The organism is Xanthomonas sp. CFBP 8443 (genome assembly GCF_025666195.1).
In the GTDB taxonomy this organism is placed as follows: domain Bacteria; phylum Pseudomonadota; class Gammaproteobacteria; order Xanthomonadales; family Xanthomonadaceae; genus Xanthomonas_A.
On record NZ_CP102592.1, the window covers coordinates 3,864,768 to 3,881,833 of the forward strand.

Here is a 17,066-nt window from a genome sequence, read left to right on the forward strand (position 1 = left end):
GACGAATGGAAAGGCGGAAAGACTGGGCGCTCGGCTCATGCGCGTTCCGGCACGACCCGGCCGCTGCTCGCCAGCCTGGATCCGAGGCAGGGGTGACGGCGCCATTGCTTCGTCCACTGTCAGGATCGCGGCCGGGACGGCCCAAGGAACCCATTGCACGCCATCGTGCTATCGGTCCGATGCCAGGCCGCGCGCTAGCCACCTTCAACGGGCGGACGGTTCCAGCGCGGCCTCCAGCGCTGGCGCCAGTTGCAGAACATAGTTCGCGTTGAGATGTTGTCCATCCCGATACAGCAGCAAACCGTTGCGCTCGGCAGAACAGCTCTGCCCTGGGCAGACCGCGTCCCCGAGATCGACCAATCGCACCGCCGGATGGCCTGCGACAGCGGACTGCAGCCGCGCGATGAGCGCGCTGGGCCGGACCTGCTGCAACGGTACGCTGCAATCCCGTGCCAAGTGCCCGCTCTGCCCATAACGCGCCAGCGCGCACTGCGGGCCATCGAACGGTAAAAGCGGCGTCGGCGCGAGCAGCACGATACGTTCCGAAGCTCCCTCGATCCGCGTCAGGAACCGGCGCGTCCCGTGCTCCCAATCCACCGGATCGATCGCATAGGCCGCCGAAGAGCCCAGCACCAGCAACGACGGCGGCCGCTCGTGCAGATACGCCACCACGCGATCCCGCCAACGCTCGCATTCCACGTAGCGACGGTTGATCCGTGGATAGACAAATGGATGATCGATCATCGGGCACGACGACTTGGTCAGAACCACGAGGTTCCAGCCACGGGCGCGGGCGATGCTCTCCAGCGCGGTCGACCATTGCGCCGCTACGCTGTCGCCCGCCAGCACCACGGTCGGAGCTGCTTCGGACGTGGCACGGACCAGGGTGCAAGGGACGAGGCGGTCGGCATGGAACCACTCATCGCAGCCGGGCTGCCGGTAGAGTGCCGGTGTGGCCAGGGTCGTCAGCAAAGCCTGGCTCCGCGCATCTGGAGGCTGGCCAGGAACGAAAGCCACCTGCTCCCACATCATCGCCGCATAGGCCAACAATGCCGATACGAGTAAGCCAGCCAGCACCCAGGTGGTTGCCTTGCCTCGTTTCATCGTACGAACGCGCTGTTCGACAAGTCTCCAACTGAGCCACGCGGGAACCAGCGACAGCGCCGCCGCCACGAGTCCGACCGCTGGAGTGCGGCCGGCCAATGAGAAACCCAGGACCAGAACGGGCCAATGCCAGAGATACCAGCTGTACGACAAGCGACCAAGGAATCGTAGCGGCATCACCTCCAGCCAAGCGTCCCGCCAGCCTTGCGGGCCGTTCAACAACAGCAACGCAGCGGCAACCGTCGGTAACAGCGCCCATGCTCCCGGATACGAGATCCGATCCGGCGCCAGCCAGAGTGCCGCAACGACCAGTAGCAGAAAGCCGATGGCGCGAGCGGCATGGACCCACCGCAGCGAAAGGCGCGCCTGACCGACAGAGAGCTGGACTCCTGCACCCAACGCCAATTGCCAAAGGCGACACGGCATCTGGTAATAGGCATGCAACGGCTCCAGCGCGGTAGCCGCTATCGTCAATCCGAAACCCAGCGCCACCAGCGCCCAGACGAGCATCGTCGCGCCGCGCCGGCGTCCAAGCTTCCAGGCGAGGCCAATGAGCGCGGGCCAGATCAGGTAGAACTGCTCCTCGGCACTCAGCGACCAGGTATGCAGGTAGAGATTGGCTTCGGCTCCTTGGTCGAAATAGCCGGAATCGGAACCCGCGAAAAATATGTTCGACGCCCACAGCGCGGCCCAGCGCGCGGCTTCGGCCTGTGCGCCCCAACTGCTCCTGGGCAGCAACCAGAGCGCAAGCGCCGCACTCGCCAGAAGCATGACGCCGAATGCTGGAAGCAACCGCCTGATGCGGCGCGCGTAGAACTGCCGGACATCGATACTGCCGGTCGCCTGCAATTCCTGCTGCAACAAGCCGGTGATGAGAAACCCGGAGATGACGAAGAAGACATCCACGCCCACGTAGCCGCCAGGCAGAAAGGGAAGCTTGGCGTGGGCCAGCACCACCATCAGCACCGCGATGCCGCGTAGACCTTCGATCTCGTTACGGAACCTCACCCCTGCCCGCCCCCTTTTGACTCCGGACATAAGAAGGCCCGCACGAGGGCGGGCCTTCTGACTGCTACATCCACACTTGCAATTACTTCACCAGCGAAGCGATCGCCGCACCCAGGTCGCCCGGCGAGCGGACGGTCTTGACGCCGGCCGCTTCCATCGCCGCGAACTTGCCGGCGGCGGTGCCCGAACCGCCCGAGGCGATCGCACCGGCGTGGCCCATGCGCTTGCCCGGAGGGGCCGAGGCGCCGGCGATGAAGCCGACCACCGGCTTCTTGACGTGGGCCTTGATGTACTCGGCGCCGGCTTCCTCGGCGTCGCCGCCGATCTCGCCGACCATGATGATGCCCAGGGTCTGCGGGTCTTCGTTGAACAGCTTGAGGCAGTCGACGAAGTTCAGGCCGTTGATCGGGTCGCCGCCGATGCCGATGACGGTGGACTGGCCCAGGCCGGCCGCGGTGGTCTGCTTGACCGCTTCATAGGTCAGCGTGCCCGAACGCGACACGATGCCGATCTTGCCCGGCATGTGGATGTGGCCCGGCATGATGCCGATCTTGCACTCGCCCGGGGTGATGACGCCGGGGCAGTTGGGACCGACCAGGGTCACGTCCGGGTGCGACTTCAGCACGTTCTTGACGCGCAGCATGTCCAGCACCGGGATGCCTTCGGTGATGCAGATGATGACCTTGATGCCGGCCGCGGCCGCTTCCAGGATCGCATCGGCCGCGAACGGCGGCGGCACGTAGATCACCGACGCATCGGCGCCGGTGGCCTCGACCGCTTCGCGCACGGTGTTGAACACCGGCAGATCGATGTGGGTGGTGCCACCCTTGCCCGGGGTCACGCCGCCGACGACCTGGGTGCCGTACTCGACCATCTGGGTCGCGTGGAAAGTACCCTGCTGGCCGGTGAAGCCCTGCACGATGACTTTCGTGTTCTTGTTGATCAAAACAGACATGAATTCTTCCTAGTCTCGTGGGTTCAGGCAGCGACGGCTGCGACGGCCTTCTTGGCGCCATCGTTGATGTCGTCGGCCGGGGTGATGGCCAGGCCGGATTCGGCCAGCAGCTTCTTGCCCGCCTCGACGTTGGTGCCTTCCAGACGCACCACGACCGGCACCTTGACGTCCACTTCCTTGACCGCGGCGATGATGCCCTCGGCGATCATGTCGCAGCGGACGATGCCGCCGAAGATGTTGACGAAGATCGCCTTGACCTTGTCCGAGGACAGGATCAGCTTGAACGCCTCGGTCACGCGCTCCTTGGTGGCGCCGCCGCCGACGTCCAGGAAGTTGGCCGGCGAGCCGCCGTTGAGCGCGATCACGTCCATGGTGGCCATGGCCAGGCCGGCGCCGTTGACCATGCAGCCGATGTTGCCGTCCATGGTCACGTAGTTCAGATCGTACTCGCTGGCGCGCACTTCGGCCTCGTCTTCCTGGGTCTTGTCGCGCATGGCGGCCAGATCCTTGTGGCGGAAGGTGGCGTTGTCGTCGGAGTTGACCTTGCCGTCGAGCGCGTACAGGTCGCCGCTGTCCAGGATCGCCAGCGGGTTCAGTTCGACCAGCGCCAGGTCCTTCTCGTTGAACAGGGTGTACAGGCCGCCCATGATCTTGGCCAGCTGGTTGGCCTGCTTGGCGGTCAGGCCGAGCTTGAAGCCGATCTCGCGCGCCTGGTACGGCTGCAGGCCTTCGACGAAGTTCACGTTGAGGGTCTGGATCTTCTCGGGTGTCTCGGCCGCGACCTGCTCGATGTCCACGCCGCCTTCCGACGAGGCGATGTAGGTGATCGACTGGGTGCCGCGGTCGACCAGCACCGACAGATACAGTTCCTTGGCGATCTCGCCGGCCTCGGTGACCAGCACCAGGCTGATCGGCAGGGCCACGCCGGCGGACTGGTAGGTTTCCATCGAGGTGCCGAGCATCTTGGCCGCAGCGGCCTTAACGTCGTCGGTGGTCTTGCAGAACTTCACGCCGCCGGCCTTGCCGCGGCCGCCCGCGTGGATCTGGGCCTTGACCATCCAGGGGCCATTGCCCAGGGCATTGGCCGCTTCGACGGCTTCTTCGGGCGTGGACGCGACGCGTCCGGCCGGGACCGGGATGCCGTAATCGGCAAACAGTTGTTTCGCCTGGTATTCGTGGAAATTCATGCGTCACCGTGGGAAGAGGAACGACCGTCCCGCAGCGCTCCGGGCCTTGATGGCGGCCGGAAGGGTACGGACGGGCCGCATATTGTCGCCGACCCTGGGCGACGGCGCAAAAGCGCCGGTCCGGCCCCCGTGTGAAGCCGCCCGCGGCCCGGCCCGTGCCGCGTCCGGCCAGCCCCGGCCGGGCGGGCGCCACAGCCGCCGGCCCCGATTGCGCGCCTGCCATCGCATTCCCCGGCGCGACGCCTATACTCGCGCCGTCCGTCGCCTGGCTGGAGTCCGGCTTGCCCACAAGCGCTTCGCTCATCGACCGCATCGAGTCCATCCCCCGCCGCGAGCTGTATTTCTTCGCGCTGTACCGGGTGCTGGTGGCCGGGCTGATCGCGGCCTTGGTGTTCAGCCCATTGAGCGTGCTGGTCGGCGCACCGCGGTTCCCGCAGTTGGCGGTCGGGCTGGCGGGCGCCTACCTGGCCGTGGCGCTGCTGCTGCTGCTGTGGGGCCGCAACGAGCGCCATCTGACCGCGATCGTGTTCTGCAGCGCGACCGCGGACATCGCCGCGGCCACCCTGGCCGCGCACGCACTGCCGGCGGCCAGTGCCGGCATCGCGATGATGCTGCTGTTCAACGTCGCCGCCGCGGCGATGCTGCTGCGGCTGCGCTACGGCTTCGGCGTCGCCCTGACCGCGGCGGCGGCCACGCTGCTGGAATACCTGTGGACCGCGCTGGACGGCGGCGAGAACACGCGCAGCCTGGCCGAACTGGCGATGTTCGCCACCAGCTACCTGGCCGTGGCCTATATCTGCTACCAGATCGGGCAGCGCGCGCGCAGCAGCCAGACGCTGGCCGACCAGCGCGGCGCGGAAGTCGCCAATCTCTACGAAATCAACGAGTTGATCATCCGCCGCATGCGCACCGGGGTGCTGGTGGTGGACGCGCAGAACCGCGTCACCCTGGCCAACGAGGCAGCCTCGGCCCTGCTCGGCGACGCCGACGGCAACAGCGGCAGCGGCCGCCTGGACCTGCTCAGCGCCGCGCCGGAGCTGGCGCGGCGCCTGCAGCGCTGGCGCAACGGCTGGAACCAGGAAGAGACGCCGCTGCAGCTGTCGCCGGACCAGCCGGAAGTGCAGCCGCGCTTCGCCCGGCTGCTGATGGAAGGCGACCTGACCCTGGTGTTCCTGGACGATGCGACGGTGGTGTCGCGGCGCGCCGAATCGCTGACCCTATCGGCGCTGGGCCGGTTCTCGGCCAGCCTGGCGCACGAGATCCGCAACCCGCTGGCCGCGATCAGCTACGCCTCGCAGCTGCTGGAGGAGTCGCCGGCGATCGGCGATGCCGACCGCCGCCTGCTGCAGATCATCCACATGCAGTGCCAGCGCACCAACGGCATCGTCGAGAGCGTGCTGGGACTGGCCCGGCGCGAGCGCTCCAATCCGGAGAACCTGGACCTGGGCGTGTTCGTGCGCCGCTTCGTGCTGGAGTACCAGCAGACCATGTCGATCGAGACCGACAGCCTGGAGGCCATCGCCGCGCCGAAGGCGGTGCACGCGCTGGTCGATCCCAAGCACCTGCACCAGATCCTCAGCGCGCTGGTGCACAACGCGCTCAAGTACGGACGGGTGATGGAGGAGCCAGCGCGGGTGCGGCTGCGCGTGGCGGTGCAGGAGCGCAACGCGATCGTCGATGTGATGGACCGCGGCCCCGGCATCCCCGAGGCGGTGGCCGCACAGTTGTTCCGTCCGTTCTTCACCACCTCCGAGCACGGCACCGGGCTGGGCCTGTACATCGCCCGCGAGCTGTGCCGGGCCAACCAGGCGCGGCTGGAGTACGTGCCGGTGCCGGCCGGCGGCGCCTGCTTCCGCGTGGTCCTGCCCGGCCCGCACACCATGCTCGCGAACTGAGCGCCACACCGGCAACCCCCGTGGCGTCGAAAAATTGGCGCTGGACCCTGGACCTGGGCTATCTTTTCCCCACATGAACGAAACCCGAAGCGCCCTTGTCGTCGACGACGAACGCGACATCCGCGAACTGCTGGTACTGACCCTGGGCAGGATGGGGCTGCGCATCAGCACCGCCGCCAACCTCGCCGAAGCCCGCGAACTGCTGGCCAGCAACCCCTACGACCTGTGCATCACCGACATGCGCCTGCCCGATGGCAACGGCATCGAGCTGGTCAGCGAGATCGCCCGCCACTATCCGCGCACGCCGGTGGCGATGATCACCGCGTTCGGCAGCATGGACCTAGCGGTGGAAGCGCTGAAGGCCGGCGCCTTCGACTTCGTCAGCAAGCCGGTGGACATCCACGTGCTGCGCGGCCTGGTCAAGCACGCACTGGAACTCAACAACACCGAGCGCGCCGCGCCGCCGGCGCCGCCGCCGGAGCAGGCCAGCCGCCTGCTCGGCGCCTCGACCGCGATGGACGCGCTGCGCGCCACCATCGCCAAGGTCGCGCGCAGCCAGGCGCCGGTGTACATCCTCGGCGAGTCCGGCGTCGGCAAGGAACTGGTCGCGCGCACCATCCACGAACAGGGCGCGCGCGCGGCCGGGCCGTTCGTGCCGGTCAACTGCGGCGCGATCCCGGCCGAACTGATGGAAAGCGAGTTCTTCGGCCACAAGAAGGGCAGCTTCACCGGTGCCCACGCCGACCAGGCCGGCCTGTTCCAGGCCGCGCAGGGCGGCACCCTGTTCCTGGACGAAGTGGCCGAGCTGCCGCTGCCGATGCAGGTCAAGCTGCTGCGCGCGATCCAGGAGAAGTCGGTGCGCCCGGTCGGCGCCGCCACCGAGGTGCCGACCGACGTGCGCATCCTGTCGGCCACCCACAAGGACCTGGCCGACCTGGTCGCCGACGGCCGCTTCCGCCACGACCTGTACTACCGCATCAACGTGATCGAACTGCGCGTGCCGCCGCTGCGCGAGCGCGGCGGCGACCTGCCGCAACTGGCTGCGGCGATCCTGGCACGGCTGGCCAAGGGCCATGGCCGGATCACCCCGCTGCTGTCGCCATCGGCGCTGGACGCCCTGAACCGCTACGCCTTCCCCGGCAACGTGCGCGAACTGGAGAACATCCTCGAGCGCGCCCTGGCGATGGCCGAGGACGACCAGATCAGCGCCGCCGACCTGCACCTGCCGCAGCCCGGCAACAGCGCCCGCGCCGCGGCCGAAGCCGCCCCCGCCCTGCCGCCCGGCGTGGTCGATATCGACCCGACCTCCTCCGCCCTGCCCTCCTACATCGAGCAGCTCGAACGCGCCGCGATCCAGAAGGCGCTGGAGGAAAACCGCTGGAACAAGACCCGCACCGCCGCCCAGCTCGGCATCACCTTCCGCGCGCTGCGCTACAAGCTCAAGAAGTTGGGGATGGAGTAGAAGAGCTGGGATTGGGGAATTGGGATTGGGGATTCGTAAAAGCACGCTTCCCCTGCCCTGCACCTATATTCGGCCCAGGCAGAAAAAGCAGGATCAACGCCCCCAGATGAAGCGCCGCTGCGCTGGCATTTACGAATCCCCAATCCCGAATGCCGAATCCCGGCCCCATCAGTCCTTGGTGACGCGATTGATCTCGGCCAAGCTGGTGATGCCGTTGCGGGCCTTGAGCAGCGCCGACTGGCGCAGGTCCTTGACCCCGATCTTCTGCGCCGCCTCGGCGATGTCCATCGCGTTGCCGCCCTGCAGCACGATCGCCGCGATCTCGTCGTTCATCGGCATCACCTGGTAGATGCCGGTACGCCCCTTGTAGCCTTCGGTGCACTCGTCGCAGCCGACGGCCTCGAACAGCTGGATGCCGGCGGCGATTTCCGCCGCGCTGAATCCCTCGGCCAGCAGCGCATTCTCCGGAAGCTGGCTGGGGCGCTTGCAGTTGTTGCACAGGCGCCGCGCCAGGCGCTGCGCGATCACCAGCGTTACCGAACTGGTGATGTTGTACGGCGCGATGCCCATGTTCATCAGGCGCGCGATGGTCTGCGGCGCATCGTTGGTATGCAGCGTGGACAGCACCATGTGGCCGGTCTGCGCCGCCTTGATCGCGATCTCGGCGGTCTCCAGGTCGCGGATTTCGCCGACCATGATGATGTCCGGATCCTGGCGCAGGAACGAACGCAGCGCCACGGCGAAGGTCATGCCGCGCTTGTTGTTCTGCTGCACCTGGTTCACGCCGGGCAGGCGGATTTCCACCGGATCCTCGGCGGTGGAGATGTTGCGGGTATCGTCGTTGAGGATGCCCAGCGCGGTATACAGCGACACCGTCTTGCCCGAACCGGTCGGGCCGGTCACCAGCACCATGCCGTAGGGCTTGTGGATCGCGTCCAAGAACAGCTTCTGCTGTTCCGGCTCGTAGCCGAGCTTGTCGATGCCCAGCTTGGCCGCGCTGCCGTCGAGGATACGCAGCACGATCTTCTCGCCGAACAGCGTCGGCAAGGTGCTGACACGGAAGTCGATCTGCTTGCTCTTGGACAGGTTGAGCTTGATGCGCCCGTCCTGCGGCACCCGCTTCTCGGCGATGTCCAGCTGCGACATCACCTTCAGCCGCGCCGCGATGCGCTGGTTGAGCTTGACCGGCGCCTTGGCCACGCTCTTGAGCAGGCCATCGATGCGCAGCCGCACCCGGTAGTCGTCCTCGTACGGCTCGAAATGGATGTCCGAGGCGCCGCGGCGGATTGCATCGACCAGCATCTTGTTCACGAACTTGACCACGGGCGTGTCGTCGCCCTTGGCATCGACGCCGGTATCGCCGCCGCTGCCCATGTCCTCGTCGCCGGCCCCGACCTCGAGGTTGTCCATGCCCTCCTCGTCATCGCCCAGCGCATTGCCGATCGCATCGCTGCGCGCCTGCCACTGCTCCAGCGTGCGCCGGATCTGGTCCTCGTCGACCAGGATCGGCTCGACCGTCAGATTGGTATGGAACTTGATGTCGTCCAGCGCCCGGGTCTGGGTCGGATTGCTGATCCCGACGAACAGCCGCGTACCGCGCTTGAACAGCGGCAGCACCTGGTGCTTCTGCAGCAACTCCTCGCTGACCAGCTTGATCGCGCTCTGGTTGGCATCGAACACCGACACATCCAGCAGCGGCATCCCGAACTCCACCGCGTTGGCGGCAGCCAGCTGCGCCGCGGTGGCCAGCTTCTTCTCCGAGAACCACTGCGGCAGCGGGATCTTGGCCTCGGCGGCATGCGCCATCGCGGTCCGCGCGACCGCCTCCTCCACCGCGCCATCCTGAACCAGGCGGCGCGCGATGCCGGTGATGCCAACTAGGTTGGCCGAGACAGCTGCATTCATGGAAAAGCCCCCGTTCTTGCGGACCAAAGATACTGCAAATTCCGTGCAGCCGCCTCCGGCACAGCAGCAAACGCCGGGCGGCATCGCTGCGCGCCACGAATCCGGCCGCGACTGGGATTACCATAGCCGACGGGGAACTAGGGGTCGACCTTTGGACAAGATCAGCATCATTCTGCCAGCCAAGAACGAGGTGGCCGGTCTGTCGCGCACGCTGCCGCGGCTGCGCGAGGAAATGCCGGATGCCGAGATCATCGTGGTCGACGACGGCTCGACCGATGCGACCGCGCAGGTCGCGCGCGACCATGGCGCCCGGGTCATCGGCAGTCCCTACTCGATGGGCAACGGTGCGGCGATCAAGCGCGGCGCACGGGCCGCGGGCGGCGACATCCTGGTGTTCATGGATGCGGACGGACAGCACGATCCAGGCGACATCCACAAACTGCTGGCCAAGCTCGGCCAAGGCTATGACATGGTCGTAGGCGCCCGCGACAGCAGCGGACAGGCGAGCGTGCACCGCGGCCTCGCCAACCGCTTCTACAACTGGCTGGCCAGCCGCATGACCGGCTTCGAGGTGAAAGACCTCACCTCCGGCTTCCGCGCCGTCCGCGCGGACAGGTTCCGCGAATTCCTGCACCTGCTCCCGAACGGGTTCAGCTACCCCACCACCAGCACCATGGCCTTCTTCCGCAGCGCCTACCCGGTCGCCTACGTGCCGATCCCCGTCGCCAAGCGGGTCGGCAACGGCAGCCACATCCGCCCCATGAAGGACGGCATCCGCTTCCTGTTGATCATCTTCAAGATCGCCACGTTGTATTCGCCGCTTAAGCTATTCGTCCCGGTCTCGATGGCATTCTTCGCCCTCGGACTCGCCTACTACGGCTATACCTTTGCGACGATGCACCGCTTCACCAACATGAGCACGTTGTTGTTCAGTGCCGCAGTGATCATTTTTCTGATCGGGCTGATTTCCGAGCAGATCACCAATCTGACGTATCGGCGCGACGCCTGAATGCACGCGGTGCGAGCCGAAACATGACCAAGCCGACACTCTTGGTGCTGGCCTCCACCTATCCTCGCTGGCGCGACGACCCAGAGCCTGGCTTCGTCCATGAGCTTGCCAGGCGCTTGACCGACCGCTTTCGGGTCGTGGTGCTGTGCCCCCACGCGAATGGGGCGCTTGAGTACGAAACGATGGATTCAGTTGAAATCCATCGTTATCGATATGCCCCACAGCGCTGGGAAACGCTCGTGAACGACGGCGGCATGGTTTCCAACGTGCAACACAGTCCTTGGAAGGCGCTCCTGCTGCCTGGATTCTTCATCGGCCAGTTGTTCGCTGCCTACCGTGCCGTCCGCAGGTATCGCCCGACCGTCGTTCATGCGCACTGGCTGATACCGCAGGGCATCGTTGCCACAGCACTAAGCCTTGCCGGTTCTTCCTCGCCCTTTCTGGTCACATCCCATGGCGGAGATCTGTACGCGCTGAAGTCGTGGCCTTTTCGCTGGATCAAGCGCGCTGTGATACGGCGATCGGCGCGACTGGCCGTCGTCAGCGAAGGCATGCTGCAGCAGGTCGCCGCTCTGGGTGCAGACATGTCCAAGGTGGTGGTGGAGCCGATGGGGGCCGATCTTTCCGGCAGGTTCGTTCCCGACCCCACCGTGCCACGGTCGCGCACGGAGATACTGTTCGTCGGCCGGCTCGTGGAAAAAAAAGGCCTTCGTTTCCTGATCGCTGCGATGCACGCGATCCGGGCTGCCGTACCCGGTGCCACTTTGACAGTTGCCGGGTTCGGACCCGAACTGGAGATGCGTAAGGAACAGGTCCGCGACCTGGAACTGCAGGACGCCGTCCGCTTTCTGGGTGCGGTTCCCCAGTCGGAGCTTCCCTCCCTCTACCGCCGCGCCGCCTTGTTCGTCGCTCCTTTTGTCGAGGCAACAAGTGGCGACCAAGACGGCCTCGGACTCGTATTGATAGAAGCACTGGGCTGCGGTTGCCCGGTCTTGGTCTCGGCCATCCCTGCAGTCCGGCGCTTGGCCGAGACATGCAATGGAGTGCATACGGTGCCGCCGGGTAGCACAGCAGCATTAGCCGACGCCATTTCGCGCCTGGTCCGCTCGCCGCAGCCGGTCGATCCAAACGAGGTGCAAGGCTTTGATTGGCATGTGCGTGCCGGAGCATACGCCGCATTGTTGGATACCGTGATGCGACGATGCGAAGTCGCTTCTCCACGATGAACGCCAAGTTCCGCATGCCAAAACTGGGCTGGCTCGCACGCAACACTCTGGGCACGACGCTCTGGCACGCTTTGCGAGTAGGCAGCCAACTCGTCTGGGTACTGCTGTTGGCGCGTGTACTCGGGGCATCCGGATACGGAAACTACTCCGGCGTTGCCGGCCTAGCCGTTGCGCTGGGAGGCTTCGCCGGCTTCGGGCTTGGTTTGCGCATGTACCAAGATACTGCACGCGACCAGACCTTGTTCCCCATGAGATGGCAGCAGGCAGGGCGCGCGTTGGCATGGAGTACACCGCTGCTTCTGCTCGCGTACGTAGTGCTTGGGAGCGCCATGTTCCACCAGCCGGGCGGCTGGATACTGCTCGGCATCGGGCTATCGGAAATTCTGTTCGCACCGATCATCGCGCAGGTCGCTTCCGCATACGCTGCCCATACACTGGTGCTGCAGGCAGCGGCTGTACCCGTTGCAGGGTCCTTGGCAAGGGTCGCCGCGGTCGCCGCCTTCATGCAGTTCCAATCTGGCCAAGGGCTTTCCCTGTACGTCTGGCTGCATCTGACAGCGCTGGCCGCTTGCGCCATCTTGTTGCGGCACGGCTGCACAAGGCGGCTACTGGCAAACTCGCCAAACCACTCACTTGCCTGGATCGACTTGCGAGCCGGCATCGGGCTTTCCGGCATCTGGGCCAGCACGATGGCCTGGACCTCCGTAGACAAGACGTTCGCATTGCGCTGGGGAGGCGAAGCGGTCGCAGGGAACTTCACCGCAGCTCAGCGGTTCACAGGGCTGGCGACACTCCCGATCGAAGGACTCATCGGTGCGGCGCTGCCTCGCATGTTTCGGCAGGGAGCGGGCATGAACGAGCACCCATTCATGATGCGGGCGCTGCTCGCATGCACCTTTGCCTATGGGTTGGCCGCCGCCCTGCTTCTTTACTTCGCATCGGGCGCCATCGTCGCGATATTGGGCAGCGACTTCACATCCGCCGCGGCCGTCGTAAAGCTGCTCGCCTGGTGCGCGCCCGTCAGTTGCATGCGGATCCTGTTGGCGCACTGGCTCCTGGCGAGAAGCGACATCCGGGCCAGGGTATTGCTGGAGACGATCGGCCTTTGCGCCCTGGCGTGCGCAATGTTCGCCCTCACCCCTACGCGAGGAGCATTAGGCTCCGCCTGGGCCATGATCGCAGGCGAATGCACCTTGGTGTTTCTGTTCTCCATCCGCCTGATCACGCATCGGGCGAGCGCGACCTGACGCGAATTCGCGGCCGAAGTCCCGCGACAAGCTCTTCATAAGCATCGATTGATTTTTGCACGCCAAACTCTGCCGCCCGTCGCCTCAACACGTCAGGCTCGACCCGGCACCTACCGTCGATGACACGGATCAACGCTTCGGCCAGCGCATCGTGATCGCCACAGCGGACAAGCTGCCCCAGCCGCCCATCCTCCAGGATTTCGCGCGGTCCGTCGGGACAATCCGTCGAAACCACCTGGGTCCCGCACGCCATCGCCTCCACGAGAACATTGCCGAAGCCCTCGTAGTCTGAGCACAGGACCAGGACGTCGGCCTGGCGAATATAGGGCAAGGGGTTGGCGACATAGCCAAGCCGCTCGCAAGTTGCACCCAATCCCGCCTCATTCATCCATTGCGACACTCGGGACTCCAGAGGCCCGGTTCCAATCAGCAGCAGCCGCGCGGGCTTTTGAGTGAGGACGCGAGAAAATGCGCGAAGCAGGAGATCAAGACGCTTCTCCGGCGAAAATCGGCCGACGAAGACGACGGTGGGAACGCTCCGGTCCGGCCACGGCCAGTCCACCTGTTGCAAAGAGCGCAATTCGCAGTCAGGCGCCACCACCGGATTGTGGATCACGCTGACCTTGTCCGGCGACAGCCCCAACTCAGAGCGCATATCGCTAGCCACCGCTTCGGACACGGCGACACACGAATCGGCACGGGGGAAAAGCAGCCGCATCGCGCGCATGAGCAATTCGAGCTTCACCCGCCTGGCACCGCGACTTGCAATCCTTGGACCCGATACCGACAGGTGCTGGGTAACCACCACCCGTACTGGTTTCCGGTAAAGCAACTTCAAGAGCAGGACAAGACAAGCCACGTCGTTGGACGTCGTGAAAATTACATCTGGTGCCTGCCGCCGCCACCCGCGCAGGAAACCTGATAAAAAATGAAAAGGCCCACTTGGCGCGATTTCAAGAACCGGAACGTTCGCCGTAAGCCCATCAGGATGCACAAGCACCTGCCCCGCAACAAGCTTGACGTGGTGACCTCGAAGGCAAAGCCCATTGGCCAGCGCAACCTGCACACGCTCCAGACCTCCATGACCGAATCGGCTCAGGAGAAGCCAAATATTGGCTGGCTCAGAATCCGTCATTCTATCCGGCGACGGTACAAAGCACGTTCTGGTAAGGCCCGAGAGAGGAACGGTCGACTTTCCTTAACGTCCCATCGGACCGGATGACCTGGAACCTATATCCGAGCTCCTGCAGGTAGTCCAATATCTCGCCCGGATCGTACCCCGCCTTCAACGAGGATTCCTGCTGGACCTCCACGATCAACGAGGGCTTGTACTTCCCCAGCGTGAGCCTGGCGCCCTGCAGACAGGCCAGCTCGGCACCTTCGATATCGACCTTGATGATGTCGACCCTGCGGAGTGGATTTGCATCGAGATAAGCGTCCAGCGTCGTTATTTCGATATCCTGAAGTGCGCGATCGTGCGAAGGTGTCCCAAACAGGCTGCCCAGCCCATGATGCTCGTCTCCAAGCTCTCCTTGCCCGCAGGAAGCGAAGATCGGTACATGGTCATGTCGATTCGACAACCCTTGGCGTACCACCGTGACGTTGCGGAGATCGTTTCGCAGCACATGGCTGCACAACGTGTCGGCGAGGCTGTCGACAGGTTCAAACGAAACGACCCTTCCTGCCTGACCCACGCGCTTCGCCGCCACCAGTGTGATTTCACCGATATTGGCGCCAACATCGATGACGCTCATGCCGGGCGCCAGGATGCGGTCCAACAAGGCCACGATGCCCTGGCTGTAGTACCCCATCCAGAAGATGCGCCGCTGCATGTGTTCCGTCAAAGACAGGTCCATCGCCATGTCGCCGTCAAAATCTCCGATGCTGACCACGGCCCTGTGATGCCGGAAGAGCCGCCTCATGATGGATTGAGGAGCATTGAACCGGCCGCCAAATGAGAACGCTCTGGCAGAGGCACGGAGACCGAGCAAGGTATTGGCCTTCACCTGTCCCCCCCCTTGTCCGGCGCGTGATTCAGCTTGCGCAGGACATAGATGTGGCACGACGAGCCCAGCAAAAACGAGAGACTCTGCCTCCGCGAGATCGACAACTTATGCGCAAATGAATTGCACATCGTGTAGAAGATACCGGTCGACTGTGTCGTGACGGCCTCAAAGCCCCCCTTTTGGAACGTTCCCGACCACCACGAGCGGGAAAAATAGAATGTCTCCGTCAACACGTTGCCTCTTTCTCCGTGCCTCGAAGGAAACAGCGTCTTCCGCCATTCATCGAAGCCCGATGGGGTCTTTGGGATTGCAAGGGAATTCTCGCCCTCAACTGGCGCTTTCGTGGAGGTGGAAACCCGTTGCAGCACCCGGCGCGCCAGCCAGAGATAGTGGCCAGGGATGCTCCAGAGACGGCAAGAGCTACTGGGCAGCACGTGCACAGCGTGACCATCGCGCTTGAGCACGCGCCTCGTCTCATCCAGGATGCGGTCGATGTCCGCGACATGCTCAAGAACGTTCGAGGAAAAAACGACATCGAACGCGCCATCGGCAAATGGCAGCGTGCGTCCATCGTAGTCCTCGACTTCGAAGACCCGTGCATCATGGTAGTGGCTGCTTGGCAAATCGACCGCGCTCACCTCATAACCAGCGTCCCTCAGCATCAAGGCCTGCTGACCAGTCCCCGCCCCGAGCTCCAGGACGGTTACCGTCCGGCCAGGCGCAGGAACTGGAAAGAACGCAAGGGCCTGCCGCAACTCGTATGCCCGAATCGCCTGCAAGCTCTTGAGATGATGTTCGCTGGCGGACATTGACGACTCTGGAGTGCGAGATCTGGCTGCGGTTAATCTAACGCCTGCACGGTAAGCTTGCCAGACCGCCGCGCGCGCGGCGCTTCAGCGCCGATCGACAGGAAATGCCCGAGTGAAGATATTGGTGGTATGCAAGCGGCAGTACTCGGACAAGGATCTCCTTGAAGACCGCTTCGGGCGACTGTACGAGCTTCCTCGCGAACTGGCCCGGCAGGGCCACTCGGTGCGCGTCTGTGCGCTCAGCTATCGCCGGCGCCCGGAAGACGCTACTCCCAAGCCAGACGATCTCGGCGTCCAGTGGCATTCGATCAACGCACTGCCACAGGGCCTTCTTCGCCATTTCCAGTGGCTCGACACAGCGACCTCCCGCTGGCGTCCAGATGTCGTGTGGGCCAGTTCAGACATGCTCCAGGCGGTGCTTGCCGCCAAATGGGCGATCAAACGAGACGTTCCCTACGTCATCGATCTCTATGACAACTATGAGAGCTTCGGGCTCTCGCGGCTACCCGGCCTGTCTGGCGCATTTCGATCGGCTTGCCGCCGCGCGTATGCATTGACAACGGTCAGCCACGCCCTTGCGGAGTATGTCCGTGGGGACTACCGCGTAGCCGGTCCTGTCCATGTCGTGGTGAATGGCGTGAACACGGAGATCTTTCACCCCCTCGACAAGCACTCCTCCAGAACCGCGTTGGGACTGCCAGTCGATGCGCGCCTGATCGGTACAGCAGGGGCGCTGACTTCGAGTCGGGGCATCAGCGATCTTTTTGACGCTTTCATCCAACTGGCCCAAGGCATGCAAGACCTTTGGCTGGTTCATGCCGGGCCAACCGATCGGACAGTTCGCCGCTATCGGCACCCTCGCATCATCGACTTGGGGAGACTTCCGCAGACCGAGGTACCCCGTGTTCTGGCGTCGTTGGACGTCGGGGTCGTGTGCAATCGAAGTTCAGCGTTCGGACGCTACTGCTTTCCGCTGAAACTACATGAAATGTTGGCGATGCGCATTCCGTTGGTGGCCACAGCACTGGGGGACGTTGCACAGGTACTGGACAACCATGCGCCCTGTCTTTACGAGCCAGGCAATGTGGAGATGCTGGCGTACCGCATTTCTACGCAGTTGGCACATCCCTCAGTTCGCGCAATCCGCATACCGACTTGGCGCGATTGCGCAATCATGCTCGATTCGGCACTTCGGGCTACAACCGCCGGCGCGTCGACGCAGACGTGACGCGACGCGACGCGACGCGTGGAGT

General features: G+C 64.5%; 13 protein-coding genes. 6 read left to right on the top strand and 7 right to left on the bottom strand.

Annotated features, from left to right (window positions below; genetic code table 11):
* Positions 1-204: 204 nt before the first annotated feature.
* The 3 genes from NUG20_RS16140 to sucC form a co-directional block, all read right to left on the bottom strand.
* Entirely contained in the window at positions 205-2,112 is a 1,908-nt protein-coding gene (locus NUG20_RS16140) for an acyltransferase family protein (protein ID WP_263395446.1), read from the bottom strand.
* Between the two features lie 82 nt (positions 2,113-2,194).
* Positions 2,195-3,067, bottom strand: coding sequence for a succinate--CoA ligase subunit alpha (gene sucD / locus NUG20_RS16145; RefSeq protein WP_263395447.1), 873 nt, complete (start codon positions 3,065-3,067; stop codon positions 2,195-2,197).
* A gap of 23 nt (positions 3,068-3,090) precedes the next feature.
* Positions 3,091-4,254, bottom strand: coding sequence for an ADP-forming succinate--CoA ligase subunit beta (sucC, locus tag NUG20_RS16150; RefSeq protein WP_145702360.1), 1,164 nt, complete (start codon positions 4,252-4,254; stop codon positions 3,091-3,093).
* A gap of 281 nt (positions 4,255-4,535) precedes the next feature.
* Here sucC and NUG20_RS16155 point away from each other — a divergent pair, with 281 nt between their 5' ends.
* Together NUG20_RS16155 and NUG20_RS16160 are read left to right on the top strand one after the other, a co-directional pair.
* Positions 4,536-6,149 (top strand): sensor histidine kinase, encoded by a 1,614-nt coding sequence (locus tag NUG20_RS16155; RefSeq protein ID WP_263395448.1) that lies wholly within the window; start codon positions 4,536-4,538, stop codon positions 6,147-6,149.
* Between the two features lie 73 nt (positions 6,150-6,222).
* Positions 6,223-7,611, top strand: a complete 1,389-nt coding sequence (locus tag NUG20_RS16160; protein WP_263395449.1) for a sigma-54-dependent transcriptional regulator — start codon at positions 6,223-6,225, stop codon at positions 7,609-7,611.
* A gap of 168 nt (positions 7,612-7,779) precedes the next feature.
* Here NUG20_RS16160 and pilB read toward each other — a convergent pair whose 3' ends face one another.
* Positions 7,780-9,516, bottom strand: coding sequence for a type IV-A pilus assembly ATPase PilB (pilB, locus tag NUG20_RS16165; protein WP_263395450.1), 1,737 nt, complete (start codon positions 9,514-9,516; stop codon positions 7,780-7,782).
* Positions 9,517-9,667: 151 nt separating this feature from the next.
* On the opposite strand from pilB, the gene NUG20_RS16170 reads away from it, so the two are divergent.
* Genes NUG20_RS16170 through NUG20_RS16180 form a run of 3 tightly spaced genes read left to right on the top strand, consistent with a single transcriptional unit; the run spans position 9,668 to position 12,998 of the window.
* On the top strand, positions 9,668-10,525 hold the full coding sequence (locus tag NUG20_RS16170) for a glycosyltransferase family 2 protein (protein WP_263395451.1): 858 nt from the start codon (positions 9,668-9,670) through the stop codon (positions 10,523-10,525).
* Between the two features lie 23 nt (positions 10,526-10,548).
* On the top strand, positions 10,549-11,751 hold the full coding sequence (locus NUG20_RS16175; RefSeq protein ID WP_263395452.1) for a glycosyltransferase: 1,203 nt from the start codon (positions 10,549-10,551) through the stop codon (positions 11,749-11,751).
* Positions 11,748-12,998 carry a lipopolysaccharide biosynthesis protein gene (locus NUG20_RS16180; protein WP_263395453.1) on the top strand — a complete coding sequence of 417 codons (1,251 nt, stop codon included), beginning with the start codon at positions 11,748-11,750 and terminating at the stop codon, positions 12,996-12,998. Before NUG20_RS16175 ends, NUG20_RS16180 begins: the two co-directional genes overlap by 4 nt.
* On the opposite strand, the gene NUG20_RS16185 is transcribed toward NUG20_RS16180, so the two are convergent.
* From NUG20_RS16185 to NUG20_RS16195, 3 genes are all read right to left on the bottom strand, one after another.
* Positions 12,973-14,064, bottom strand: a complete 1,092-nt coding sequence (locus tag NUG20_RS16185; RefSeq protein WP_263395454.1) for a glycosyltransferase — start codon at positions 14,062-14,064, stop codon at positions 12,973-12,975. The two genes, NUG20_RS16180 and NUG20_RS16185, sit on opposite strands and share 26 nt — an antisense overlap.
* A gap of 70 nt (positions 14,065-14,134) precedes the next feature.
* Positions 14,135-15,004, bottom strand: coding sequence for an FkbM family methyltransferase (locus NUG20_RS16190; protein WP_263395455.1), 870 nt, complete (start codon positions 15,002-15,004; stop codon positions 14,135-14,137).
* Positions 15,001-15,813 (bottom strand): class I SAM-dependent methyltransferase, encoded by an 813-nt coding sequence (locus NUG20_RS16195; protein ID WP_263395456.1) that lies wholly within the window; start codon positions 15,811-15,813, stop codon positions 15,001-15,003. Before NUG20_RS16195 ends, NUG20_RS16190 begins: the two co-directional genes overlap by 4 nt.
* A 112-nt stretch (positions 15,814-15,925) precedes the next feature.
* Between NUG20_RS16195 and NUG20_RS16200 the strand changes: the two genes are divergently transcribed.
* Entirely contained in the window at positions 15,926-17,041 is a 1,116-nt protein-coding gene (locus tag NUG20_RS16200; RefSeq protein ID WP_263395457.1) for a glycosyltransferase family 4 protein, read from the top strand.
* Positions 17,042-17,066 lie beyond the last annotated feature (25 nt).

Coding starts and splice junctions, on each gene's coding strand:
- pilB (WP_263395450.1), bottom strand. CDS start 9,516: ATGAATGCAGCTGTCTCGGCCAACCTAGTTGGCATCACCGGCATCGCG.
- NUG20_RS16195 (WP_263395456.1), bottom strand. CDS start 15,813: ATGTCCGCCAGCGAACATCATCTCAAGAGCTTGCAGGCGATTCGGGCA.
- sucD (WP_263395447.1), bottom strand. CDS start 3,067: ATGTCTGTTTTGATCAACAAGAACACGAAAGTCATCGTGCAGGGCTTC.
- sucC (WP_145702360.1), bottom strand. CDS start 4,254: ATGAATTTCCACGAATACCAGGCGAAACAACTGTTTGCCGATTACGGC.
- NUG20_RS16175 (WP_263395452.1), top strand. CDS start 10,549: ATGACCAAGCCGACACTCTTGGTGCTGGCCTCCACCTATCCTCGCTGG.
- NUG20_RS16160 (WP_263395449.1), top strand. CDS start 6,223: ATGAACGAAACCCGAAGCGCCCTTGTCGTCGACGACGAACGCGACATC.
- NUG20_RS16180 (WP_263395453.1), top strand. CDS start 11,748: ATGAACGCCAAGTTCCGCATGCCAAAACTGGGCTGGCTCGCACGCAAC.